This window comes from Mycobacterium sp. NGS35 (assembly GCF_059812855.1).
Map to the genome: position 1 here is coordinate 25386 of NZ_JCALDL010000005.1, position 25675 is coordinate 51060.

Below are 25675 nucleotides of genomic sequence, written 5' to 3' on the forward strand. Positions count from 1 at the left end.
CGGTGCGCCTGGGATTTATATAGGATACCAATGTAGTTACGTCCCCGAAACAAACGGAGGTAACGGCATGTGCGGCATCACCGGGTGGGTGGACTTTTCCCGAGACCTCTCGCGCGAGCGCGCGACCATCGACGCGATGACGCAGACCATGGCCTGCCGCGGGCCGGACGCCTCCGGCGTGTGGTCGGACCACAACGCCGCCCTCGGGCACCGGCGCCTTGCCGTGATCGACATCCCTGGTGGCGCGCAACCCATGTCGGTGACCACCCCGCAGGGTGACGTCGTCATGGTCTATTCAGGGGAGGCCTACAACTTCACCGAACTGCGCGACGAGCTGATCGCCAAGGGGGAGACGTTCCACACCTCCAGTGATACCGAGGTTGTGCTGCGCGGCTACCTTCAGTGGGGCGAAGCCGTGGCCGACCGACTCAACGGCATGTACGCGTTCGCGATCTGGGACTCCCGCGACCGCAAGCTCGTGATGATCCGCGACCGGATGGGCATCAAGCCGTTCTACTTCTATCCCACGCCGCACGGCGTGCTGTTCGGCAGCGAGCCGAAGGCGATCTTGGCGAACCCCCTTGCCAAACGGGTCGTCGACATCGACGGTCTGCGTGAGATCCTCGTCCCGGTCAAGACCCCCAAACACGCAGTGTGGAAAGGGATGCAGGAGGTCGAGCCCGGCAGCATCGTCACTGTGGACGAGCGCGGCGTGCGCGAACGCACCTACTGGCGCCTCGAATCCAAGGTTCACACCGACGACCGCGACACCACCGTTGGTAAGGTGCGCGAGCTGCTCGACGACATCGTCCGTCGCCAGCTCGTCGCCGACGTTCCGGAATGCGTCCTGCTGTCCGGCGGCTTGGATTCCAGCGCCATCACGGCACTGTCGGCACGCGAGCTCAGCGAGCCGGTGCGTACCTTCGCCGTCGACTTCGTCAACCAGGCCGAGAACTTCACGCCCACCGCGATGCGCCAGACCATGGATACGCCGTACGTGCACGACGTGGCCAAGCATGTCGGCTCTGACCACACCGACATCGTCCTCGATCACAACCAGCTCGCCGACATGGATCTCCGCCGCAAAGTTGTCGGCGCTCGGGACATGCCGCTCGGACTCGGCGACATGGACGCGTCACTTTACTTGCTGTTCAAGGCGATTCGTCAGAAGTCGACGGTGGCGCTGTCGGGGGAGTCGGCAGACGAGATCTTCGGCGGCTACCGGCAGTTCCACGATCCGCAGGTCCAGCAGACGGATGCTTTCCCGTGGATCGCGATCGGCGACGGCCCGATCGACACCAGCGGCGAGATCCTCACGCCGGCAGTGCGATCCGCCGTCGATCTCGACACGTTCATGCGCGACCGCTACACCCAAGCTGTCGGCGAAGTCCAGCGCCTCGACGAGGAGGACGATTTCACGCACCGGATGCGGGTGATGAGCTACCTGCACCTCACCCGGTTCGTGCGAATCCTGTTGGACCGCAAGGACCGGATGAGCATGGCCGTCGGGCTGGAGGTGCGGGTGCCGTTCTGCGACCACCGCCTCGTCGAATACGTGTACAACACACCATGGTCGTTGAAGACCTATGACGGCCGGGAGAAGAGCCTGCTGCGGGGCGCAACGCGCGACGTGCTGCCCGAGTCGGTGGTGAACCGCGTGAAGAGCCCGTACCCGTCGACCTCCGATCCGCAATATGGCGCCGCCATTCAGGCACACGCCAAGGACCTTCTGGGTTCCGGGGACGACGGGCTGTTCAACCTGGTCGACCGCGAGGCACTGGAGAACATCACCCGGTTGGATGCCGCGACGCTGCAGCCGGTGGACCGGACACGCATCGAACGGGTCCTGGACCTGGCGGTGTGGCTGGACCTGTACCGCCCGGAGATCGTGTTCTGATGCGTCAGCCGAGGAAGTTAAGCGTCACGTTGAACAGGTAGACCGCGGTGTCGCTGGGCAGGATCTCCATCAGCGTGCTGTCGGGATAGTCGCCGGTGGCGATGATGTGCTCGGGATTGGTCGGCGAGCACGGCACTCCGCTGCATCGCAGCCAAAAGCCTGGAGCTTTGAAGATTCCCGGCGCCGGGTCGACGCGGTAATGCCCGGGCGGGATCGACGCGGTGAGGCCCTCGACCGTCCGCCCGCCGACAGCGTAGATTCCGCTGCTGCCGTAGCGCGGGGGATAGATGACCGGGTCAGCTGACGCCGGTGCTGCTGCGGCACACAGCAGCGCCACGCCGGCCGCCATCAGCGCGAGCTTGCGCATGACTTGCCCTCCAACATTTCGCCGCGTCGAACCGAGCGTATCCGTCTGACCGGTGTGCCGCGGCGGAAAACTGGTCGAGACGAAGCGTGCGCTTTCATGCAGAAGCGAAGGCGTTGCGCGGAAGTGTCAGCGGCAGATCGAGCGAGCTGAGCAATCCCGGGGGCGCCTCGACCACGTGTGGAATTGCATTCACGACGCGCATCGCGGTGGCGACCATTGCCCCCGCGCCGGCGGCCATGCCCGAAATACCGGCGCGTTCACGATCCCGGAGGCTCACTGCCATCGTGCAGTCGATGTCCGGCTGGCCCTGGATCACCACTCGGTAGGACATGTCGCCGATGCCCTGCGGCCATTCCGGTGCGACATCGTGCGCCAGCCGAGTCACGTGTTCGATCACGATCGCTTCGCGCCCGTCGACGACGCCGATCGCCTGCATGCGCAGCGCGGCGCAGGTTCCGGCTTCCACGGTGCCGAACGCTACGTCGAAAGTCCGATCTGTCGTCCTACGGTCGAAGTTCTCGCGGATTTCCTCGACCTCGACACCCAATGCCTCGGCGACGAGCCGGATCTGGCCCTGCCACTCTCCGGCGATGGCACCGGGGAGGCTGACCCACGGCGTGTATTCGAGTGGCTGTCCGAAGCCCATGCCGTTGATCATGATGTCTGCGACCCCGTAGTCGTCGTACATTCCGATCTCGTATGCGTGAACCTTTTCGATCGAGGCCGACTGGGTCATCAGTACCAGCGGCAGATAGTCGGCGGCGAACCCCGGTTCGATTCCCGAGGCGTAGAGGGACGCCTGGCCCGTCTTCGCGGCGGCCGCCATCTGGTCTCGCCATTCCGCCGGCTCGTATGCCGACGGATTGACCAAGCGCGTCGTGCTCGTCGTGACGACGTTGATGCCTGATTCGAGGAGCCGTACATAGTCCGGGATTGCGATGGCGTCGCGCTCCGGTCCGCTTGCGGCATACACGACGCAGTCGGGCTTGAGCGCAATCAACGCATCGGCGTCGTTGGTCACGGCCACCCCGATAGATTCACCGCCGGCCAGTTCCCCGGCGTCCTTGCCGACCTTCTCGTCCGAGTGCACCCAGACCCCGATCAGCTCGAGATCAGGTCGGCGCGAAATGGCGCGGATCGCGATGGACCCGATGCCGCCCGTGGACCACACGACTACTCGCTTCGCGGCTGACGCCATAGCTCTCCTTCGATTGATCACTAGACCGGTCCGGACTCGCCGACTGGTGCAGCGGAGCCGGTCACTCTGGGCTCACACTAGACCAAACATCTGTTCCGGCGTAGAGTCGCGGCCCGGATGATCACGCTGCGGTTCGACATGCGCGCCCCGGCCATCGGCGCCTCGGCCCCCGAGCTCTATAGCGCCGCCATCGAGATGTGCGCGTGGGCGGAGACGAGGGGCGCAGTCGTGGCGGTGCTGTCCGAGCACCATGGCGCCGAGGACGGCCATCTACCCGCGCCGACGATCCTGGCATCCGCGATCGCCGCGCGCACCGAACGGTTGGCGATTCTGCTCGCCGCCGTGGTGATTCCATTCTGGGACCCAGTGCGCCTCGCCGAAGAGATCAGTGTGCTGGACAACATCAGCAAGGGGCGGGTCCTCTACGCGTTTGGCATCGGGCACCGCGCGCAGGAGTATGAACACTTCGGCGTCGACATCCCCCGACGCGGCATGCTCGCCGACGAGAAATTGGGACTGCTGCTGGCGCTGCTCAAAGGTCAGCCGGTCGACCACGATGGCCGCCGCATCCACGTAACCCCGCCGTGCGTGACCCCCGGTGGTCCGCTGATCATGATCGCAGGCGGCAGTGCTGCGGCTGCGAAACGGGCGGCCCGCTATGGGCTTGGGTTCATCTCCCAAGTAAATTCGCCTGCGCTCAAGGACTTTTACGAAGCGCAGTGCCGCGCAAACGGCCGCCATCCGGGTATGGTCCAGTTCCCCGATAGCAATGCCCCCACGGCGGTGTTCGTCGCCGACGACGTCGATCGCGCGTGGGACGAACTCGGCCAATATCTGCTCCACGATGCGGTGACCGCCGCCGCGTACCGGCACGGCGACGAGACAGTGGCCAGCATTTCGCGTGCCCGAAGCGTCGACGAACTTCGGGCGGGCCCGAGTCCGTACCGCATTTTCACGGTCGACGAAGCGAGCGCTTACGTCGCCGGTGGGCGGGGGTTGCAGCTGCTGCCACTGTGCGGCGGACTACCGCCACAGCTGGCATGGCCCTACCTCGAACGTGCAGCGAGCGCCCTCGAGCGGGCTCAGGTATCCAGAACCGGCTGAGGAGAACTGTTCGTGACCAAGCCAATTCGCGTCGTCGTCTGGTCGACCGGTGGTGTGGGTTCTATCGCTGTCGATGCGGTCCGGCACCGGCCGGACCTCGAATTGGTGGGCGTGTGGGTGCATTCACCGGACAAGGTCGGCCGCGATGCCGGCGAGCTCGCGGGTGGGGAACCCGTCGGGATCGCGGCGAGCAACGACGCCGAGGCGCTGATCGCGCTGCAGCCCGACTGCGTCGTGTATGCCGCGAGCGGCCCGGAGCGTGACGCCGCCGCGGTTCCCGACTATCTGCGGTTGCTCGAGGCCGGCATCAACGTGGTGTCGACGACGTCCACCAGCCTGGTCTACCCGCCCGCCTACTTCGCGAAGGAATGGCACGATCAACTCGAGGCCGCATCGAAGTCTGCCAACGTCTCGTTCTACGTCTCAGGCATCTTTCCGGGCTTTGCGTCAGATCACCTCGCGCTGCTGCTGTCGACACAGTCCAAGACCATCCGGACATTGACCGTCACCGAAGTCGCGCTCAACGACCACTATCCCGTCGCCGAGGTGATGATGGACGGGATGGGGTTCGGCCGGCCGCTGAATTTCGAGCCGATGCTCAAGACACCCGGATTCATGCAAATGGCTTGGGGCGCACCAATTTACCTTATTGCGGACGGTCTCGGCGTCGACATTTGCGAGGTCACGGGCTCGCTGGACCGTCGGGTCACAGACAGAGACATCGAAGTCGCATTCGGCACGATCAAAGCCGGCACATGCGGAGCAGTACGCACGCGAGTCGCCGGAGTCGTCGACGGAAAGGACGCGATCGTCGTCGAGCACATCATCCGGATGGCCCGCGATGTCGCCCCGGACTGGCCCGATTCGGAATACGACGCGACCTATCGCGTGGACATCGAGGGCGATCCCGACATCCACTGTTCGATGACCATGGGCGCCGCGGAGGGCCGCGCTGCGGGCCGGGCCGCAATGACCGGCACCGCCATGCGCGTCGTCAACGCCATCCCTTATGTCGTGAAAGCGCCTGCGGGACTTCTGAGTTCACTTGACCTGCCGATGACGCTGCCCCGGCACGCTTTCGGATGAATTAGCCCGCCGCGGTCAGCCGAGCGAGACCTTGCCCATGATCAAGTCGAGGATCGGCTTGCCGGGGGCGTAGGAGCCGGTGATCGACGCCATCGCGTGCCCGTTGTCCACGAGAAGATTGATGCCGCTGACGGCCCTGGCCGCGTCGCTGTTGAGGAAGATCATCGCGCTGGCCATCTCGTCGGGGGTGTGCACCTTGCATCCGGTGGCGTCACGGTAATCCTGAGCGAACGAAAGCCACAGATCTGCGTTGGCCTGCGCCAGCGGAGTATCGGTGGGACCCGGGCAGATCGCGTTGATCCGAACGCCCCGCTTGATGAACGGGTAGGACTGAATCGCCACGTACGCGTTGATCACCTGCTTGGAAAAGCCGTAGTGAAGGAAACCTTCGGATTCGTGCGCGGCTACCCACTGCTGCGCCGCCTCGTAATCGGGTGTCGCCAAGAACTCCTGGATGCGCGGAAGGTCGTTCTCCCAGCCCAGCCCCGCCAGCGACGAGATGAAACAGATGGCCGAGCCGCGGGGGAGTTGGTCATTGGCGAAGAGCTGGTCGATCAGGTGGCGATGGCCGATGAAGTTGATGCGCATGAGGTCCGGTCCGTCGGCCACACCGGCGGCAGAGAAGACCGCATGCACCGGGCCACCCACTTCCCTGAGCGCGGCGTCGATCGATGCCGGGTCGCGGAGGTCGACGGAAATCGCCTTGTCGACCGGATAGCTGATTGGGGCGTAATCCATCACGACCACTTCTGCGCCGAGCTCCTTGGCCTGCTTGGCGGCCGCGGCTCCCATACCGGTGGCACCACCCACCACGAGTGCCCGCTTGTTGTCGTAGCGGAATTGCTCGATTCCAGTCATGTCATCCTCTCCAAGAGCCCGCCGCTGCAGGGGAAACATCGTTACCATACGAGGAACATATCTTTGGTTCCAGATGTGGTCGACCCGAGGATTCAGTGTGGCAGGTTCCAGCCGGCAACGCGGCGAAAGCGCACACCGCAAGCGTCCGAGGGTGGGCCCGGCTGCCCGTCAAACTGTCCTAACTGCGCTCGGCAACCCCGCGCACGACGGTGTCGCGCGCCAGGATGAGCGCCGCCCGCGTTCCCAGACCACGCACGATGTTCTCGGGCATCCACAAGACGTCCATCACGCAACGCGACAGCAGCTCTATGGATGGGCAGTCGACCCGTATCTCCTTGGACTTGATCCCTTGGGATAGAAGCGATTTCAGTTGACGCATCCGCTCGGTGAACAACAGCCCCGGATTAGGAGTGTCGGGCGGCGACTGGCGCATCCACGCCAGTTGGATCTTCCACTCGTCGGGAAATTGGTCCAGCGCGTTGATGAAGACCCAGCTCAGCGCGTCGAGCTTCTCGATCGGAGACGAATCCGAACCCAGCACAGCCGCAAATCCGCCGCCGACTTTGGTGCCGAACGACAACATGATGCTGGCCAGAAGCTGGTCTTTGGAGCCGATCAACCGATAGACCGTGCCGGTGCCCAGTCCCGCCGCCGAAGCGATGTCGCGGATCGTCGTCACCTCGTAACCCTTGCGGCCGAACTCTGCGCGCGCCACCGCACGCACGTGGGCGCCTTTGTCGTCAGCCTCGGCAGCCGTCTCCTCGATCCAGGTCTTGATGGCCTCCTCGGCAGCGGTGAAGGCGTTGGAGCGGTCCAGTTCGGCATCGCTGGGCGGGCGAGCTGCCAGACCCTGCAACATTATTCGGCACAGAACGGTAGCAACCCGGTCGGGTGAGAAGTTGTGGCGAATGACGTCGAGGCCGGCGTGCATGGTGTTCTGACAAATGCGATCGGCAAGCGTGGGAAGGTCGATCTCGGGTCGGATGTAGCCGCTCCACCTGCCGGCTCGCAGCGTCTGCAGCATCGCCTGCTGCACAGCAGTGGGTGGCTCGTCAAGCAGTTTGACGAGCTCCTGGTTGGAGCTGGGAGCCTCATAAAACGACATCTGCAGCGCTGCCCGGTGCTTGACCGCGCAACGTGCGATCGCCGAGCCCAATTCCACGATCTTTTCCGACGCGGAGCGCGAGTCCGGTTCGTCCAGTTTGTCGAGGGCTTGTCTGCCGATGCGATCCAAGTCGGCGTGGTACCGCCGAATGAGCTCGACGAGGATGGCTTCCTTGGATTCGAAGTGGTGGTACAAACTGCCGGGCAGGATTCCCGCGGCGTCAGCGATTTCCTGGAGGGAGGTGCGCAGACCGGAGGACGCGATCAGCGACGCCGCCGTTTCGAGCACCTCGGTGCGCCGGCTACCCTGGGCGTCGTCAGCGCCAGACGGATGTTCAAGCGCCACAACACCTCCCGGGACTTCGTTGGCTCCATTCCCGCGAGGAACCAAGAGTTTGGTACAGATTACCAGGTGGATGGTCCTTTCGGCGCGGGCACGACCAGGGCTGTGGACTGCGATAGATACGCCGCACGTTTGCGGCGGTGTCTCGGGCTACGTGGCGATGCCCAGCCGCTCGGACACCGCGAACACCTCTTCGTAGATCGACTCGGGGACCGTGAACGGCTCCGTCGCCGAAACTTCCGCCAGATGTGCTTCGATGTCGTCAGCTGTCGGATCGCTGCCGGGTTCGCTGAGCCATCCCTCGGCGAGGCCGACGAATACGCGGGCAAAGCGGCCGCCGAAAGCAGAATAATTACGATGACTGCATTCACAGGCTCGACTAGCGAGATAGACGACGATCGGCGTGACGAGCTCGGGATTGATTGCCTTCAGGAATCCCGACTCCTCAAGGGCTTTCGGATCGCCGAGCGTTTCCGTCACCATTCTGGAGAAGCCGAACGGTAGCACCGTGTTGGCGAGAATCCCGTGTGGTGCGCCCTCGAGGGCGATGACGTTGGCCAGCCCCACGAGACCTGCCTTGGCGGCGGCGTAGTGAGCCTCCAAGTGCTGACCGAACATTCCGGCCGACGACGAAATGAAGACGAAGCGGCCGTAGCCCTGCGACTTCATCACCCGGTACGCAGGCTGGCTCAGGTAGAACGCGCCGTCGAGATGAACGCCCAACATGCGCCGCCAGTCATTGTGCGAAAGATCCTCGAATGCAACGCAGTTGAAAATCCCTGCGTTGCTCACCACTGCGTCTAACCGCCCGAAGCGGTCTACGGCGGTGTCGACGATCGCTTCTGCGCCGGCGGGGCCGTCCACCGAGTCGTGCGATGCAACCGCGACGCCACCCGCACGTGCGATCTCGTCGACGACCTGCTCGGCGACACTGGGGTCTGACCCTTCGCCGTGCATGGTTGCACCGAGGTCGTTGACTACAACGCAAGCCCCGCGCCGCGCGAACTCGAGGGCATACAGTCGCCCGAGGCCGCGTCCCGCGCCGGTGACGATCGCAACCTGTCCGGTGAAGTCGATCATGTGTCCCTCGAATCACTGCGATTGACTGTGCCGTCATCGGACCCTACGGTGGAACAGATATTTGGTCAACGCGAGGAATGTCTTGACGAGCAACGACGCCGGCGACGACGGCTACGCGCGGTTGAACATGCTGGCGTCCGCGCTGTCCGGCCGTCCGCTGCAGGTTGCCTCCGCCGAGCACGGCGAATTGTCGTGGACGGACGGCACCACAGTGTTCATCGACCCGGGAATTGCGCCGCGCGATCAGCGCAATGCGCTCGCCGTGCAGGCCTCGTTGCTCGCGGCGGGCAGCCTCGAACCGGACATCGTCCGAAGGTTCAAGCGGCGGCCAGGTCTGGCACGACGGTATCTGGCCGTGGAAGGCCATCGGGCGCTGGCGGCCAACGACGATCTCTTGCCCCCTTTTGCCCGCTCGCTGGTTGCTCGGGACGCAGCGGCCCGCAGCGATTCACCTGCGGGGTCGCTCGCCGTGGCGCAAAGCCGAGAACCGATCGCCGACCCGCCCGAGATCTTCGGCGCGATCCAGACACGAAAGCTGTTGGCCAGCGAGGGAAATACTGAGAATCTGCAGCCAGGCGGCGAGTATTCCCCGCACCGCCAGCGCGAGAATCCGCTACCCGAACTCGACGAAGAGGACGACGACCGCCACGGCAAAGACACCATCGACCTCTTCTCGAGTCCGGTCGGCGGTGGCGGCGCGATCGGCCGGCTGCTGCAGAAGATGCTCGGCGTGGTCCGCCAACTCGGCGAGGGCGGTTCACCCGGCGCCGATGCGCCGACTCACCGCACCCGCTCCGGCACGCCAGGCAACGTCACCGCGGTGCTCTCGACCGGTCAAACAGATGTCGCCGACGACGGGAACGACGATCACGAAGGCACGAAGTATCACGAATGGGACGTACATCGACGGCGTTACCGCCCGAGGTGGTGCACGGTCGAGGAGGTCGAGCCCCACCCGAAGGCCGACGACACGTCGCTGGGATCAGCGGAGGCGTACGGATTACGCCGGCCGCTCGCGCGCCTGGGCATGGGCCTGGATCACTGTCACCGGCAGCCTCAGGGCGACGACATCGACATCGACGCGGCGGTGGAAGCACGCGTCGAGGTAATGGCCGGGTCGGCACCCGACGAAGCCGCCTACCTCGACAGCCTTCGGCTTCGGCGAGAGCTTTCCGTGATGATTCTGCTCGACATCTCCGGTTCGGTCGCCGAGCCCGGCGCCGTCGGTCAGACCGTCCACGAACAACAACGATCCGCGGCCGCCGCGCTGACCGTCGCACTCCACGACCTCGGAGACCGCGTGGCGCTCTACGCCTTTCACTCGCAGGGCCGCTCCGCCGTCCAAGTCATGCCGGTCAAACGCTTCGATGACGATGTCGACACGCTGATGATGCGGCGCCTGCGTGCCTTGACACCCGGCGCGTACTCACGGCTCGGCGCGGCGATCCGGCATGGCACGGCCGTGCTCGAGCAACAGGGCGGCACAGCGCGGCGGTTACTGGTCGTGCTGTCGGACGGGCTGGCATACGACCATGGCTACGAGCGCACATACGGCGCGGCTGATGCGCGCCGCGCCCTTGCCGAAGCCCGCCACAACGGCACGGGTTGTGTCTGCTTGACCATCGGAGCCGGCACAGATGCAGAGGAACTCAAGCGCGTTTTCGGCAGCGCCGCCCACGCGACCATCCATCGGCTCGACCAGCTCAACCGAATGGTCGGGCCGCTGTTCCGGATGGCATTGCAATCCGCCGACATCCGACGACGAGTCTCCAAGCAGCAGAAGGGAAATGATGCCTGACAATGCCGTTCGCCCCTACTACGTGCCGGTAGGCAACGAGGAGCCTGTCTTCAAGGCGGCCTATCGGCAAGGACTGTCGATTCTGCTGAAAGGGCCGACGGGATGCGGTAAGACGCGTTTCGTCGAGGCGATGGCGCACGACCTCGGGCGTCCGCTGATCACCGTTGCCTGCCACGACGATCTCACCACGGCCGATCTGGTCGGCAGGTTTCTGTTGCGCGGCGGTGAGACCGATTGGGTGGACGGCCCGTTGGCGCGAGCCGTCAGAGAAGGTGCGATCTGCTATCTCGACGAGGTGGTCGAGGCACGGCAGGACACCACGGTGGTGCTTCATCCCCTGGCCGACCATCGCCGCCAGCTGCCGATCGAGCGCCTGGGCGTCACGCTGGACGCTGCGCCGGAATTCTGCTTGGTGGTGTCGTACAACCCTGGCTATCAGAGTGTTCTGAAGGATCTCAAGGACTCGACCCGGCAACGGATGGTCGCCATCGAATTGGGATTCCCGGCATCGGACATCGAGGAGAAGATCGTCGCGTGTGAGGCCGGCGTCGACCACGACAAGGCGGCACAACTCGTGCGATTCGGGCATGCAATTCGTCGGCTCGACACTGCCGGACTGCGGGAAGTGGCCTCTACCAGAGTCTTGATCGCGGCGGGTCGGCTCATTGCCGAAGGGGTGAGCCCTCGAGAAGCCGCCCGGGCGGCGATCATCGGCCCGTTGACGGACGACTCGCTGGTGACCCGCGGACTAGTGGAGATGATCGACGCATACCTTTCCGACGAGCCGGCGTGATGACCGTGGCGCCCGCGAAAGCAACGTTTCACAGGGAAAGTTCGAGTGGGGACCTGCAAAACGTCGCTCTGGGCGACGCATCTGACGCGTGCCGACGATTGACGGTGCCGATCGCTGCCGCTAGGGTCTGAACAAATATTAGGTTTTCATCGCCGATCGGCGCTCGTGCGTCGCATACACGGAGGTCCCATGTCCTACGAGAGCACCGCCTTGCCGGTCAAGATCGGCTATCTCATGGACTTCAAACTGCCAGAAGGCTTTCCAGAGACCTACTTCCAAGACCTGACTCAACCGTTCGATCTGGTGTTCAAGCAGGGCGTCGAGCAAGGACTGATCGACCGGCCGATCGAGATCATCTACCGGGAGGTCGAGGGACTGCCGAAGGGTTCGGTCAAGGCCGTGATCGACGCCTACGGCGAACTGTGCGACGAGGGCTGCCTGGCCATCTTCGGTCCGCACATCACCGACAACTGCGTCCCCACGGTCGAAGCAATCAACGAACGTTTCAAAGTGCCGTGCATCAGCGTCACGGGGTCCGACGAGGCGCTGGGCGAGTGGTTCTTCTCGTTCCCGCAAGGATCGATGACTGACGAACCGATTTTCTGGACAGACCTGCTGGCCAAAGGCGGCCACAGGGAAGTCGGCGTGCTCTACGAGCGATCCTTGGTCGGCGAGACTTATCTGGGCTACTTCCGGAAAGCCTGTAAGCACAAAGGCATTCGCATCGTCGCCGAAGCGTCGATTGCGCAGACAGGTCAAGACGTCACCGATGCGGTCCGCGCGCTCTACGAAGCCAAGGCGCCCGCGATCGTGCACTGCGGCTTCGGGTTCGGAATCGTCTTCGTCAACCCTGCACTCGAAGCGCTCGACTGGGATCCGCCGCGGTTCTGCGGCACCGCCTTCCAGAACGCCTGGCTGAACCCGATCATGTGGAATGCGTTCATGGGGTGGGTCGGCGTCGACCAGTACGACGAAGGCAACCAAGTAGGGCAGAAGTTCCTCGACGACTACAACGAGGCATACGGCCGGCGCCCCGAGTGGTGTGTGACGGTGGTGAACCGTGACGTCGCGATGACGCTGCTTCGGGCGCTCAGTGACGCACATCCGTTGAGCCCGCGCGGCGTGAAGGAAGCCCTCGAAAGGGTGAAGATGATGCCGGCCGCATCCGGTGCGCCAGGAACCCGAGTCACGTTCGGAAATTGGATCCGCAGGGCATGGATGGGAGCGGGCTACCTCGTCGCACGCAAGCTCGACGCCGACGGCGTGAACTCACATCTGGTCGACCGATTCGGTGAGGAATAAGCAGATGACGACGACGCAAGCCACACCACCGCCCGAAACTCCGCCGGCCGAATCGAAGAAGACATCATGGATCGGCGCCGTGTGGATCGCCGTTGCCCTGATCCTGCTCGCGCTCATTGCCGTCAACGCACGAAAAGGCGCCGTATCACCGCGGATTCGCAACCCGGAGGTAGCGGGCGCTCCGCGCCCGGTGGAACCGCTGTTCGGCTTCCACCATTGGCTGGATCTCTTCCAGATCTTCACGATCGTCTCGATGTCGATCATCGTGATCGTGTACGTAGTGGCCTGGCGCCGACACGGAGCTCACCCGGTGCTGCTGATGGGCATCGTGACCACGTTGATCGTCTGGCAAGACCCGATCATGAACTGGTCACCGTACGCGGTGTACAACCCGGAACTGTGGCACTGGCCCGAAGATTGGCCGCTGGTGTCTTTGTCGCCGACGGTGGAACCGTTCCTGGTGATCGGCTACATCATGTTCTATCTGGGTCCGTACTTCCCCGCGATCTGGATTCTGCGCAAGATCCAGGCGCGCCGGCCCGTCGACTCGTTCGTGTGGCGCCATCCGCTGATCAGCCTGGCATTGATCATCTTGCCGATCGGCATCCTGATCGACGCCATGCTCGAGATCACGCTAGTACGCACCGGCTTCTACATCTACTCGCAAGTCATTCCGTTCGGCTCCGTTTTCGCCGGAGAGACATACCAATTCCCGTTCATCTGGGAAACCGTGATGGTGACGTTCGTGATGATCCCGGCCGGCGTGCTGCTGTACCGCGACGACACCGGCCGTACCGTGGCGGAGAAGCTTGCCCGGCGGGCCCGCATATTCCCGAATCGCCCGACGCTCGGGATGTTCGCGGTCATGTTCGTGATCGTCAACATCGCCTACTTCGCGTATGGAACCGGTTTCGCAATCATCAAGTGGACCCGGACCGCGACGTCCGTTGCCTGCCCATGGCCGTATCCGGAAGCCAAAGTCTATGACCCTCAAGGCTTTTACGAGGAGAACGGTCAACCGGGCCCCTATTCGGTGGGCATCTGGTCCACCTGGATGAGCGCGCAGCCCAACGGGCGGCCGGACGTGGAGCTGGGCGCCAAGAGCAATAGGTGTGCGCCCACACCATGACCCAACCGCGCAGCGTCGTCATCACCGGTGCCTCACGAGGACTCGGGCTCGCGTCGGCAACCCGCCTGTACAAGAGCGGATGGCAAGTGGTGGCGGCGATGCGCTCGGCCGAGGCCGGCTGGCAGCGGCTTCGGGACGCCACGGGTGCCGCCTCTGACGATCCACGGTTGATCTGCGTACCGCTCGACCTGACCGACCCCACGTCAGTGACCGCAGCGGCCAAAATGATCGAAGAGGCGGTCGGTGCGCCGTACGCGCTCGTGCACAATGCCGGCATCTCGGCCGCCGGCATGGTGGAGGAGACTCCGATCAGCCTGTGGGAAAAGATGTTTCAAACCACCATTTTCGGCCCCGTGGCGCTCACAACCGCATTGCTGCCTGCCATGCGCAAAGCAGGCCGGGGCCGGATCGTGCTGGTTTCCAGCCAAGGTGGTGTCCGCGGCATGCCGGCGATCGCGCCGTATTCGGCGGCCAAAGGCGCACTGGAACGGTGGGGTGAGTCGCTGGCCGCTGAGATAGCACCATTCGGCCTCGGCGTGACCGTTCTGGTGACCGGCACCTACGACACCGACATCATCACCGATGCGGGCACGTCTGATTGCCGCGACTTCGACGGACCGTATGCGCGTCATCACGCCACCATGGATCGCCGCGGACGATTCGCGATGAGGATCACCGCGCGCTCGCCCGAGCGTTTCGCCGCCGGACTGGAGAAGGCCTTGGACGCCACCGCGCCATTCGTCCGACGGCCGGTGGGACCGGATGCCCGGATGTTGTTGGCTGCCAATCGTTTACTGCCTGCGGCGGCGCTGCATCACATGATTCGGCTGATGATGGGCCTTCCGAGAACCGGCGGATTGAGAACCGACGAAAGTGAGCTGAGATGACGGTGCGCTTCGAATCGCGGATGATGATCGACGGCAAGCTCGTCGACGGACAAGCGGGCGCGTTCCCCAACATCAACCCGGCCACCGAAGAAGTCATCGGAGAGGTCGCAGACGCGTCGAAAGCCGACATGCATCGCGCCATCGATGCCGCACGGCGCGCTTTCGACGAGACCGACTGGTCGACGAACCGCGAACTGCGTAAGCGCTGCCTGCTGCAACTGCACGACGCGCTGGAGAAGGAAAAAGAAGAGCTGCGCGAGGAGCTGATCCAAGAGGTCGGATGCCCACGCGCGATCACGTTCGGTCCTCAGCTCGACGCTCCGCTGGAAGACGCCCTCAAATATCCCGCCCAGCTGATCGACGAATACCACTGGGAGACCGACCTCGGTGACAGGTTCGTGTCCCTCACCGGGCAAAACACCCGGCGCAAGGTGTGGCGGGAGCCGGTGGGCGTGGTCGGCGCGATCGTGCCGTGGAACTTCCCGTTCGAAGTCACTATTCACAAGCTGGCTCAGGCGCTGGCCACCGGCAACACGGTGGTGCTCAAACCCGCACCGAATACGCCGTTCAACGCGACACGAATCGGCCGGCTGATCGCCGAATTCACCGACATCCCAGCAGGAGTCGTCAACGTCGTCACCGCCTCGGATCACTTCGTGGGGGAGGAGCTGACACTCTCGCCCAAAGTGGACCTGATTTCGTTTACCGGCTCCACGGTCGTCGGGAAGCGCATCATGGAAAAGGGCGCCGCCACCATGAAGCGGCTGTTCTTGGAGCTCGGCGGCAAGTCGGCGACCATCGTGCTGGAAGATGCCGACCTCGGCATGGCGTGCGCAATCGGCATCGCTCCGTGTATGCACGCCGGCCAGGGCTGCGCCAATCCGACCCGACTGCTCCTGCCGCGCTCCCGCTACGACGAGGGGGTGGCGATGCTCAAGGCGATGTACGAGGGCGTGATGCCCGGCGATCCGCAGGACCCCGGCACGTTGTGCGGGCCGGTCATCTCGGACAAGCAGCGCCAGCGCGTGCTCGGCTACATCCAGAAGGGCATCGAGGAAGGCGCGACGTGCCTGGTGGGCGGACCCGATGCGCCCACCGGCTTCGACAAGGGATTCTTCGTCAGACCAACGCTTTTCACCGACGTCGACAACAAGATGACCATCGCCCAGGAGGAGATCTTCGGGCCGGTGCTCTGTGTGATCCCGTTCGACGACGAGGACGATGCGGTCCGCATCGCCAACGACAGCATGTACGGGTTGGCCGGCAACGTCATGTCCGGCTCGGTCGAGCACTCGATCGCGGTCGCACGGCGGATCCGCGCGGGCTTCATCGGCTTGAACGGCACGGCGGCCTATGGCGCCGACTCACCATTCGGCGGCTACAAGGAAAGCGGCGTCGGCCGCCAGAACGGCGTCGCCGGGTTCGACCAGTACACCGAAATCAAGACGGTCGCCTACCCGGCCAGCTAAGGGAGTCACCATGCAGCTTTTCGATGATCTCGAGGATTTTGGATCATTCGACGACTTCGTGTCGGGCGCGGTTCGTGACCCGTACACCGAGCTCGCGCGGTTGCGTCGCGAAGAACCGGTGCAGCGCATCGAGATCCCGGGAATGCCAGGCCAAGAAGGCAAGCCGATCTTCATGGTGTATCGCTACGAAGACGCCCAGCAGATGTTGCGCGACAACGAGACGTTCTCGTCGTCGATCATCATCCAAGCCTTCGGCGACGTGTTCGGCAAGCACGTCATGCTCGGCATGGACGAACCGGAGCACGGTCGGCACCGTGCGCTCGTCGCAAAGGCGTTCTCGCAGAAGGCATTGGCGCACTGGGAAGACGAATTGATCGCCAAGGTCGCCAACGAGTTGATCGACCGATTCGTCGGCCGGGGCAGCGCAGACCTGGTGAAGGAGTTCAACTTTCCCTATCCGACGCGGATCATCGCGGCGCTACTCGGTCTTCCCCAGGAGGACTATCCGCAGTTTCAGCGCTGGTCGATCTCGTTGCTGGCGTTCACCGTCAACGCCGAGCGTGGACGTCAAGCCTCGCAGGCGCTGGCCGAGTATTTCAGGCCGATCCTGGCCGCCCGCCGCGAGAAGCCCCGCGAAGACCTCATCAGTCGGTTGGCCGCAGCGGAGATCGACGGCGAGCGTCTCTCTGACGACGAGATCTTCTCGTTCCTGCGGTTGCTGCTTCCCGCCGGGGTCGAAACCACTTATCGCGCACTGGGAAACCTGCTGTTCGGTTTGTTGTCCAATCCCGACCAGCTCGACGCGGTGCGCAACGACCGCTCCTTGTTGGCGCAGGCGATTGAGGAGGGCGTGCGGTGGGAGCCGCCACTGATCATGATCACGCGGGTGGCGAGTCGCGATACTGAACTCGGTGGCGTGAAGATCCCGGCCGGCTGCTCGGTGATGCCCGTGCTGGGCGCGGCGAATCGGCAGGAGGAGCGATTCCCGGATCCCGACCGCTTCGACATCTTCCGCGAACCCAAGCCGAACATCGGATGGGGGCACGGCGTCCACGTTTGTCTCGGCATGCATCTCGCCCGCCTGGAGATGCGCGTGGCGTTGAACCTGCTGCTCGACCGCCTGCCGAACCTGCGGCTCGACCCTGCGGCCGACGATCCGCATATCCGTGGCCAAGCGTTTCGATCGCCGACGTCTGTGCCGATCCTCTTCGACGTCCCGCATGGCTGAACTGCGGTTCGACGGTCGGGTCGTGGCCGCGCGGAAGGAGTTTAAGTGAGCGATTTCGACTCGGTCGACTTCTTCTCGGACCAATCGTTGGTACCCAACCCGTATCCGTACTTCGACTACCTGCGGTCCAAATGCCCCGTGTCGCGCGAATCCCGTTACGGCGTCATGGCTGTCACCGGTCACAAGGAAGCGTGCACGGTGTACAAGGAGGATGCGTTCTCGGCCTGCGTATCGGTCGCCGGTCCGTTCGCCGGAGTCTCGTTCGAATCCGACAGCGACGACATCGGCGAATTGATCGCCAAGTATCGCGACAAGATCCCGATGAGCGAGCACATCGTCACTCAAGACCCGCCGGAACACACCCGCACTCGGGCACTGCTGAGCCGACTGCTGACTCCGAAGCGGCTCAAGGAGAACAAGACTTCATGTGGCGGCTGGCCGATCAGCAGCTCGACACATTCGTCGATCGCGGATCATGCGAGTTCCTCGAGGACTACGCCAGGCCGTTCTCCACCCTGGTCATCGCCGACCTGCTCGGTGTCCCGGAGAAGGACCACGAGGAATTCCGGGAAGCCATGATGGGCGAGATCGTCGGTGCGCTCGATGATGATTCGCCGGCGCACAACCCGCTGGTGTGGCTCGACGACACCTTCACCAAGCTGGTGGTCGACCGTCGGCGCGAACCGCGTGACGACGTGCTGACCGCTCTGGCGCTGGCCAAATACCCCGACGGATCGACACCCGACGTGATCGATGTCGTTCACCTGGCCACGTTCGTCTTCTCCGCCGGCCAGGAAACCACGACGAAACTGCTGAGCGCGGCACTACGGATACTCGGCGAGCGGCCCGATCTCCAAGACCTGCTCCGCACAGACAGAAGCCTGATTCCTACGTTCCTCGAGGAGACGCTGCGGCTGGAAAGCCCCGTCAAGAGCCACTTCCGGCTGGCGCGTCATTCCACGACGGTCGGTGACGTGCCGGTCGCCGCAGGCACCACGATGATGCTGTTGCCCGGCGCGTGCAACCGTGATCCGTCGAAATTCGAAGAGCCCCATGAGTTTCGGATCGACCGGCCGAACGTACGTGAGCACGTGGCGTTCGGTCGCGGCAGCCACTCGTGCCCAGGTGCACCGCTCGCCCGTGCCGAAGGCCGCATCTCGCTGAACCGCATCCTCGACCGAATGGCCGACATCACGATCGACGAGGCAGCGCATGGTCCGGCTGAGGGCCGCCGCTACGAATACGAGCCGACTTTCATCCTGCGCGGTATGACCGCACTGCACCTGGAGTTCACGCCTGTGCTGTGAAGTAGCCAAACTGCTCGTCGCCTCCGACTACCTTTTCGTTGCATGGTGCGTTTGAGGCGGGACCGCGGACTCGGCCGCACCGGCACGGTGCTGGCGGCGCAATACGCAGGCCGTCTCGCGCTGACGTACCTGATTTCCACGACGTTGGCCTTCCTGATCCTGGTACCGCTGCGAGGCTTGAACGTCAGCGCACCTGTCGCCTCGTGGACCGAGAAGAACTTGGTCACCATGGCGGTGAGCGTCGCTGTCGGAACGGCGGTGGTGTGCCTGGCCGGCGTGGCGAACATCGCGCCGGCACTGCGTTGGTTCGTGCCGGGCCAGACGCCCGATTCCGCACAACGCCGGACGGCGGTGCGGCTGATCAGCCGCCAGTCGGCGATTCTCGCGGCGACGTGGGGGGTCAGCGGAACCATCTTCTTCGTGGTCAATCTCGACGGCGGCGCCGCCGTCATGGTGCCCACAGTCTTGGGGGTGTTGTTCGGGGCGGCTGCGGCGGTAGCGACGGGTCTGTTGCTCACCCGGCCTGCCATTCAGCCGATCCTCATCGCCGCGACCCAAGGATCCGAAGGCGGTGTGACGGCACCGGGCGTACTGGCGCGGCTGATCAGCATGTGGGCGTTGTGCAGCGCACTTCCGTCCGGCGTGATCGTCGCAATCATCATGATCAGGGCCAACGGCTGGGTGATTTCGAAGAACGCGGCCATCGAGATACCGGTGGTGGTGGTGACCACTGCGGCGGTGCTCATCGGCCTGCCCGTGATGATTCTGACGTCGCGGTCGATCTCAGACCCGCTGCGCGAAGTGGTCGATGCGATGGCCGAGGTCGAACGTGGCCGGCTCGACACCTTCGTCGGGGTCTACGAGCGCTCCGAAATCGGCCAGCTGCAAAGGGGATTCAACCGAATGGTGACCGGCCTCGCTGAACGTGAACGGCTGCGCGACCTGTTCGGCCGGCACGTCGGGAGCAATGTGGCGCGCCGTGCGATGGATGAAGGCGTGTCCCTATCGGGAGACGTCCGGGAAGCGGCGATCCTGTTCATCGACCTCGTCGGGTCCACGCGGCTGGCGGCCACTCACCCGCCACAAGAGGTGGCCCACGTGCTCAACGAGTTCTTCCGGATCGTCGTCGACGCGGTCGACAAGCGCCAGGGGCTGATCAACAAGTTCGAAGGCGACGCAGCACTTGCCGTGTTCGGGGCACCGCTGAAGACGGACCTGCCGGCCTCGGCAGCCCTGGCTACCGCGCGTGAACTCAGGGCTGAATTACATGATCTGCCATTGGATTTCGGTATCGGCGTGTCGGCGGGCCAAGTCTTCGCTGGCAACATCGGTGCCGAGAACCGCTACGAGTACACCGTGATCGGCGACCCGGTCAACGAGGCCGCTCGGCTCGCCGATCTCGCCAAGACATCGGATCAGCGCATCCTGTGCTCGGCACGCGCACTCGACGGTGCCGACGACGACGAGCGCCACCACTGGGTCTCGCGGGGAAATGTCGTGCTGCGCGGACGCGCCGAACCGACCCACATCTTCGCCCCGGTGTCCCACAATGAGGTGCGGCCGCGCACCTGAACGGCGAGGGGGATCGAGGTGGCGAAGGGAAGACGCACTGCTGTTGCGATCTTGGCGTTCCTGGTCGCTGGTACCACCGGTTGTGCACAACATGAGATACGCAGCCAGACGAACGCCTCCGTGTCGATCGACGGCCGCGACCAAGGAAGAACCGACGACGTCAGATGCAACCAGTTCGAGTCGTCGTGGTTCATCGACATCCGCCAGGTAGCGGCCACGGCGAGCGCGATCGTCGACATCGAGGGCGACCGGGCGGCCGTTCAGAACGTCGACATCAAAGGCTTCGGCGGTTTCACCGGGACGTATTGGAAAGGCGGCAACACCACCGCCGACGCCAGCTACATGAATCGGACCTTCACGATCACCGGAACAGCGTCGGGCGTCAGGACCGGCAGCACCAAGCCGGTGAACGCACCATTCAAGATTGTCGTTCGGTGCTGATCGTCGCGGCTCACGCGGTTGAATGCGCATCAAGCGGGGTAGTCCGTCCAAGATCTGACAGGCAGGAGTGAGTGGGCGAGATGACGGCAATCGACAGCTGCCCCGGTTGCGGCTACCCGAAGTTCGGTCCCGGCCTGTGCGCCTATTGCAGCCCCGCTGTAGCGCAAGACCAGCTGCCACCAGCCACCCTGGACGTCGGCCGGTTCCGGCGCGCGGAGTGGTCGGATTCCGCACCGGCCGCCACAGCGGGCTGAAAAGGCGCCTCCGCTGCCGGCATGCACCGCTGGCTGCTTTACATTAGTTGCGAAAAACGTCACGCTCGAGCCAGCGGTGCGCGGGCGGCGGAACGGAGCAGCGAGTGGATCTTTCCCGGGTCGAGTTGTCCGACGACGACCAGGCTTTCCTCGACGACGTTCGAGCTTTCCTGGATAAACATGTGACCGACGAGGTACGCCGACGCGACCGCGAGACCGGCGAGAACTTCGACGAAACCGTTCATGTGGCCGCGGGTGCGGCCGGATTCCTGGCAGGCGAGGTCAAACCGGCCTCCGACGGCGGATTCAGCGCCGTGCGTCGGCGCATTTGGGAACTCGAGCGGTGCCGGGCGCGGATGCCGTGGTGGCACACCGGCACCACCGCGATGATCGCGCGGACGATCGAGCCGTTCGCCTCGCCGCAGATCAAGGAGGAGATCCTGTCCGGGGTGCTTTCCGGCGAGGTCCGCTTATGCCTGGGCTTCACGGAACCCGACGGCGGCTCCGACGTCGCGACCTGCAAAACCCGCTCGGTGCGCGACGGCGACGGCTGGGTGATCAACGGGTCGAAGATGTTCACGTCCAACGCGCAGAACAGCCAGTACGTCTTCCTGCTCACCAACTCTGATCCCGAGGCGCCCAAACACAAGAACCTCACGATGTTTCTGGTTCCGACGGACACTCCAGGCATCGAGATCCAGCCCATCCGCACCGTCGACGGCGACCGCACCAACATCACCTACTACAGCGACGTGCGCGTCGACGACAAGTATCGGGTAGGCGAGGTGAACGGCGGCTGGACCGTGCTGCGGGCCGCACTCAACGTCGAACACGGAATCGTCGACGCGGACGATGCGGGATTACAGAAGATCGCGGCCATGTCGGAGCACGGCTGCTTGATGGCCGAGGCCGTCGACCGCGTCGCAACGATCGCCGGGCAACCAGATGCCGGCGGGCACCGCCTGCTCGACGACCAGTCCGTCGCGTACCGGCTGGGCCGCAGTGTCGCGCGGATGGAAGCCGCGTTGAGCACACCGGAGATGTTCGGCCGCGTCGCGATCGCACAGACCATGCGCGACATCAGCCCGGATCTGATGGACATCCTCGGTACCGCATCGTGCTTGCCCCGCGACGCCGACGGCTCGCCTGACGACGGAGAAGTGGAATACCTTTTCCGACTGGCGTTGCCAACCGGAATCTACGGCGGCACGCTGGAGGTCTTCCGCAACATGATCGCCGAGCATGCGCTCGGTCTCGGCCGCCCGGCCTACGCTGCACCCAAGCGCTGAAGCCGTTGCGGCGCTAGGCTTCCGGACCGACCTGGTCCTTGACCGCGGGCTGTACCGGAGGAGCGGTCCGCCAGTTCAGTCCGTCCTCCTCCAAGCCGACCGGGAACCTGTTCTCATGGGCCCACGCCCAGTGCGCGTGGTTGAGCTCGTGCAGCGTGAAGCAGGCGTTGAGAGCGTTGTAGAAGCCCATGTTGTCGACGGTCTGGTTGACCGCCTCCTTCATCAGCAGCGCCGCCATTGTGGGCACCTGGGCGATCCGCCGTGCGAATTCCACTGTCTTGTCGGCTAAATCGCTCGCCGGGAAGATCTTCGACACCATGCCCATCTGGTAGGCATCCTCGACGGTCAGGGAATCGCCGGTCAGCATCAGTTCTTTGGTCTTTCGCGGCCCGAATTCCCATGGATGCGCGAAGTATTCGACGCCGCACATGCCCAACCGGGTCCCGACGACATCGGCGAACCTGGTGCCCTCCGCCGCGACGATGAGGTCGCAGGCCCACATCAACATCAGTGCGGCGGCATAGACTTCGCCGTGCACCTGCGCGATCGTGATCTTGCGCAGGTTGCGCCAACGACGCGTGTTGTCGAAGAAGTGGTGCCACTCCTGCAGCATCAGCATCTCGGCGGCCTTACGGGTGCCCCCGTTCACCCGGTAGCTGGGATGCTGATCGGGTCCGGGGGTGTATTCCGACTGCAGCACCTTCGATCCGAGGTCGTGACCGGACGAGAACATCGGGCCGTGCCCGCCGAGGATGACGACCCGCACCTCGTCGTCGGCTTCGGCGCGCAGAAACGCCTCGTGCAACTCGACGAGCATTCCGCGGTTCTGCGCGTTGCGGGCGTCCGGTCGGTTCAGCATGATGCGGGCGATGCGCCCGTCGTCGAGCAACTCATAGGTGATGAAGCGGTAGTCCTCTGCCATGCCCGCATCCTATGCGGGCGAGAATCACGTACTCGAAAAAGGAGCATCCCGTTCACCCGACCGAGCGCCGCGGCGCTACCGTCTAGCTGTGACTACTTCAGCGCTGGCAATCACCGATGAGCATCGCGACCTGGCCGATTCCGTCCACGGACAGCTGAACAGGGCAGGCAGTCGCGCGGCGGCCCGGGCGACACTTGACGGTGCCCCGGCGCAGTCAGCCGAGATCTGGGAGGCGGCGGGCCGGCTCGGCTGGCTCGGCTTGGCGCTGCCCGAAGAATACGGCGGATCGGGGTTCGGGCTCGCGGAGCTGGCGATCGTGCTCGAGGCCCAGGGCCGCGAGCTGAGTCCCGGCCCGTTCCTGCCCACGGCCGCGGCAGCGCTGGTCATCGACCGGTGCGGCCCGGACTCCCTTCGCGCACAACTGCTTTCAGGCCTAGCCAGCGGCCAGACGGTGGCCGCGCTGGGGTTGGCAGGCAACGTCACGCTGGATTCGGACACGACAGCGAGTGGCGAGAGCCCGGCCGTTCTCGGCGCCCCCGACGCGGCCGTGCTGGTCCTCGCCGCGGGCGACGACGTGGTCGTGGTCGACGCCGACGCCGACGGTGTCACCGTCACCGCGCTCGACGGGCTCGACACCACGCGGTCCATCGGCACCGTCGCATTACACGGCGTCGCGCTGGCTGATGGCCGCATCATTCGCGGCGCGGCGCAGCGGGCGCGCACGGTGCTGCGGCTTTTGGCGTCCGCCGAGGCCGTCGGCGTCAGTTGGGCCGCGCTGGAGATGGCACGCGATTACGCGAAAGTGCGCGAGCAGTTCGGCCGAACCATCGGCACCTTCCAGGCCGTCAAGCATCATCTGGCCGACATGCTGGTGAACGCCGAGGTGGCGACGGCCGCCGCATGGGATGCCGCCCGCGGCGACGACCTCGACAGCCTGTCGTTCGCCGCGGCGGTGGCCGCCGCTCAGGCAATCCGTGCACAAGTCTTCAACGCGGAGAAGAACATTCAGCTGCACGGCGGCATCGCGTTCACTTGGGAGCACGACGCGCACTTGTATCTGCGCCGGGCCCGGACGCTGGCCGCGGTGATGGCCGACGGCGCCGATCCGCTCTTCGACATCGTCGCCGCGCAGCGCAGCGGCCAGGCGCGCGGTGCGTCGTTCACCTTGCCGCCCGAGGCTGAGGAGTACCGCAAGCAAGCCCGCGAGGCCGCCGCGAAGATCCGCGCACTGCCGGCTGACCAGCAGCGCGACGCACTCGTCGACTCCGGTTATCTGGTTCCGCACTGGCCCAAGCCGTGGGGCAGAGGTGCCGACGTGGTGGAACAGCTGGTGATCGAGGAGGAGTTCCGCGGCATCGACATCCCTGACCTGGGCATCACCGGCTGGGTGACGCTGACGATCGCACAGGCCGGCACCGACGACCAACGCGAGCGCTGGGTAGAACCCGTACTGCGGGGCAAGGAGATGTGGTGCCAGCTGTTCTCCGAGCCGGGTGCCGGCTCGGACGCGGCAGCCGTGCGCACGTCCGCCAAGCGGGTCGAGGGCGGCTGGAAAGTAACCGGCCAGAAGGTGTGGACCAGCCTCGCGCGCCAATGTCAGTGGGGGCTGGCCACCGTGCGTACCGACCCTGATGCGCCCAAGCACGCCGGCGTCACCATGATGGCGATCGACATGACCGCGCCTGGCGTCGAGGTGAGGCCGCTACGTGAGATCACCGGCGAGTCGCATTTCAACGAGGTGTTCTTCGACGAGGTGTTCGTGCCGGACAGCGACGTGGTAGGCGACGTGAATCGCGGCTGGTTGGTGGCACGCGCGACGCTGGGCAACGAGCGCATCTCGATCGGCGGAGGCTCGTCGGGCACGCTGGCGTTCACAGTCGACGACTTGGTCAAGCTGCTCGACAGTGTGCCGAGGGACACCGCGACGGCCCATGTGCGACAGGCGGGTTCGGTGATCGCCGACTTCCACACCCTCCGGCTGCTCAATCTGCGCCGGGCCAGCCGCGCCATCGCCGGCGCCGAGCCCGGGCCTGAGGGCAACGTGACCAAGCTGGTGCTGGCCGAGCAGTCGCAACGCCTCACCGAACTGGGCATGGAGCTGGCCGGGACCGCGGCCGTCGTCGGGCAAGCGCCCCTGCTGTTGCGGTCGTATCTGGGTGGTCGCGCGATCACGATCGCGGGCGGCACGTCGGAGATCTCCCGCAACACGATCGCCGAACGCATCCTCGGGCTGCCGCGAGACCCCTT

The 25675-nt window shown here is 64.7% G+C and carries 20 protein-coding genes and 3 pseudogenes; 17 read left to right on the top strand and 6 right to left on the bottom strand.

Features of this window, described 5'->3' with window-relative positions; genetic code table 11:
* Nucleotides 1-67: 67 nt before the first annotated feature.
* The gene (asnB, locus tag AC5Y4C_RS10595) at nt 68-1897 is read left to right on the top strand and encodes an asparagine synthase (glutamine-hydrolyzing) (protein ID WP_500008372.1); all 1830 of its coding nucleotides are present in this window, start codon (nt 68-70) and stop codon (nt 1895-1897) included.
* A gap of 4 nt (nt 1898-1901) precedes the next feature.
* On the opposite strand, the gene AC5Y4C_RS10600 is transcribed toward asnB, so the two are convergent.
* Nucleotides 1902-2264, bottom strand: coding sequence for a hypothetical protein (locus tag AC5Y4C_RS10600; protein WP_499962961.1), 363 nt, complete (start codon nt 2262-2264; stop codon nt 1902-1904).
* Between the two features lie 94 nt (nt 2265-2358).
* Complete coding sequence (locus AC5Y4C_RS10605; RefSeq protein ID WP_499962959.1) at nt 2359-3462, bottom strand: NAD(P)H-dependent amine dehydrogenase family protein; 1104 nt, start codon at nt 3460-3462, stop codon at nt 2359-2361.
* Between the two features lie 117 nt (nt 3463-3579).
* Between AC5Y4C_RS10605 and AC5Y4C_RS10610 the strand changes: the two genes are divergently transcribed.
* Together AC5Y4C_RS10610 and AC5Y4C_RS10615 are read left to right on the top strand one after the other, a co-directional pair.
* Nucleotides 3580-4566 (top strand): LLM class flavin-dependent oxidoreductase, encoded by a 987-nt coding sequence (locus AC5Y4C_RS10610; RefSeq protein ID WP_499962957.1) that lies wholly within the window; start codon nt 3580-3582, stop codon nt 4564-4566.
* A gap of 12 nt (nt 4567-4578) precedes the next feature.
* Nucleotides 4579-5652: an NAD(P)H-dependent amine dehydrogenase family protein gene (locus AC5Y4C_RS10615; protein WP_499962955.1), complete on the top strand. Its 1074-nt coding sequence runs from the start codon at nt 4579-4581 to the stop codon at nt 5650-5652.
* Nucleotides 5653-5667: 15 nt separating this feature from the next.
* Here AC5Y4C_RS10615 and AC5Y4C_RS10620 read toward each other — a convergent pair whose 3' ends face one another.
* The 3 genes from AC5Y4C_RS10620 to AC5Y4C_RS10630 all read right to left on the bottom strand — a co-directional run bounded on the left by AC5Y4C_RS10620 (nt 5668) and on the right by AC5Y4C_RS10630 (nt 9037).
* Nucleotides 5668-6510, bottom strand: a complete 843-nt coding sequence (locus AC5Y4C_RS10620; RefSeq protein ID WP_499908623.1) for an SDR family oxidoreductase — start codon at nt 6508-6510, stop codon at nt 5668-5670.
* A gap of 178 nt (nt 6511-6688) precedes the next feature.
* Nucleotides 6689-7960, bottom strand: a complete 1272-nt coding sequence (locus AC5Y4C_RS10625; RefSeq protein WP_499962953.1) for a TetR/AcrR family transcriptional regulator — start codon at nt 7958-7960, stop codon at nt 6689-6691.
* A gap of 147 nt (nt 7961-8107) precedes the next feature.
* Nucleotides 8108-9037 (bottom strand): SDR family NAD(P)-dependent oxidoreductase, encoded by a 930-nt coding sequence (locus tag AC5Y4C_RS10630; RefSeq protein WP_499962951.1) that lies wholly within the window; start codon nt 9035-9037, stop codon nt 8108-8110.
* Nucleotides 9038-9164: 127 nt separating this feature from the next.
* Here AC5Y4C_RS10630 and AC5Y4C_RS10635 point away from each other — a divergent pair, with 127 nt between their 5' ends.
* The 12 genes and pseudogenes from AC5Y4C_RS10635 (at nt 9165) to AC5Y4C_RS10690 (ending at nt 22506) form a co-directional block, all read left to right on the top strand.
* Nucleotides 9165-10835: a nitric oxide reductase activation protein NorD gene (locus AC5Y4C_RS10635; RefSeq protein WP_499963016.1), complete on the top strand. Its 1671-nt coding sequence runs from the start codon at nt 9165-9167 to the stop codon at nt 10833-10835.
* On the top strand, nt 10828-11628 hold the full coding sequence (locus AC5Y4C_RS10640) for a CbbQ/NirQ/NorQ/GpvN family protein (RefSeq protein ID WP_499962949.1): 801 nt from the start codon (nt 10828-10830) through the stop codon (nt 11626-11628). Before AC5Y4C_RS10635 ends, AC5Y4C_RS10640 begins: the two co-directional genes overlap by 8 nt.
* A gap of 189 nt (nt 11629-11817) precedes the next feature.
* Complete coding sequence (locus AC5Y4C_RS10645; protein WP_499962947.1) at nt 11818-12930, top strand: ABC transporter substrate-binding protein; 1113 nt, start codon at nt 11818-11820, stop codon at nt 12928-12930.
* A 4-nt stretch (nt 12931-12934) separates the two neighbouring features.
* Nucleotides 12935-14059 carry a spirocyclase AveC family protein gene (locus AC5Y4C_RS10650; RefSeq protein WP_499962945.1) on the top strand — a complete coding sequence of 375 codons (1125 nt, stop codon included), beginning with the start codon at nt 12935-12937 and terminating at the stop codon, nt 14057-14059.
* Entirely contained in the window at nt 14056-14946 is an 891-nt protein-coding gene (locus AC5Y4C_RS10655) for an SDR family oxidoreductase (protein WP_499962943.1), read from the top strand. The genes AC5Y4C_RS10650 and AC5Y4C_RS10655 overlap by 4 nt, the downstream gene beginning before the upstream one ends.
* Nucleotides 14947-14966: 20 nt before the next feature.
* Nucleotides 14967-16415: an aldehyde dehydrogenase family protein gene (locus AC5Y4C_RS10660; RefSeq protein WP_499963014.1), complete on the top strand. Its 1449-nt coding sequence runs from the start codon at nt 14967-14969 to the stop codon at nt 16413-16415.
* A 10-nt stretch (nt 16416-16425) separates the two neighbouring features.
* Nucleotides 16426-17643 carry a cytochrome P450 gene (locus AC5Y4C_RS10665; protein WP_499962941.1) on the top strand — a complete coding sequence of 406 codons (1218 nt, stop codon included), beginning with the start codon at nt 16426-16428 and terminating at the stop codon, nt 17641-17643.
* A 45-nt stretch (nt 17644-17688) separates the two neighbouring features.
* Nucleotides 17689-18950: pseudogene (locus tag AC5Y4C_RS10670) on the top strand (cytochrome P450).
* A 42-nt stretch (nt 18951-18992) separates the two neighbouring features.
* Nucleotides 18993-20522 carry an adenylate/guanylate cyclase domain-containing protein gene (locus AC5Y4C_RS10675; protein ID WP_499908607.1) on the top strand — a complete coding sequence of 510 codons (1530 nt, stop codon included), beginning with the start codon at nt 18993-18995 and terminating at the stop codon, nt 20520-20522.
* Nucleotides 20523-20540: 18 nt separating this feature from the next.
* Entirely contained in the window at nt 20541-20963 is a 423-nt protein-coding gene (locus tag AC5Y4C_RS10680; protein ID WP_499949070.1) for a lipoprotein LpqH, read from the top strand.
* Nucleotides 20964-21034: 71 nt separating this feature from the next.
* A complete protein-coding gene (locus AC5Y4C_RS10685) occupies nt 21035-21217 on the top strand; it encodes a hypothetical protein (RefSeq protein WP_499962939.1) in 183 nt (60 codons plus the stop codon).
* Nucleotides 21218-21321: 104 nt separating this feature from the next.
* Nucleotides 21322-22506, top strand: a complete 1185-nt coding sequence (locus AC5Y4C_RS10690) for an acyl-CoA dehydrogenase family protein (RefSeq protein ID WP_499962938.1) — start codon at nt 21322-21324, stop codon at nt 22504-22506.
* 13 nt (nt 22507-22519) lie between these two features.
* Here AC5Y4C_RS10690 and AC5Y4C_RS10695 read toward each other — a convergent pair whose 3' ends face one another.
* Nucleotides 22520-23428: an enoyl-CoA hydratase gene (locus AC5Y4C_RS10695; RefSeq protein ID WP_499962936.1), complete on the bottom strand. Its 909-nt coding sequence runs from the start codon at nt 23426-23428 to the stop codon at nt 22520-22522.
* Between AC5Y4C_RS10695 and AC5Y4C_RS10700 the strand changes: the two are divergent.
* Both AC5Y4C_RS10700 and AC5Y4C_RS10705 read left to right on the top strand, forming a co-directional pair.
* A pseudogene (locus tag AC5Y4C_RS10700) lies at nt 23427-25172 on the top strand (acyl-CoA dehydrogenase family protein); the annotation flags it as partial. The gene AC5Y4C_RS10695 and the pseudogene AC5Y4C_RS10700 sit on opposite strands and share 2 nt — an antisense overlap.
* A 57-nt stretch (nt 25173-25229) precedes the next feature.
* Nucleotides 25230-25673: pseudogene (locus AC5Y4C_RS10705) on the top strand (acyl-CoA dehydrogenase family protein); the annotation flags it as partial.
* Between the last annotated feature and the right edge of the window lie 2 nt (nt 25674-25675).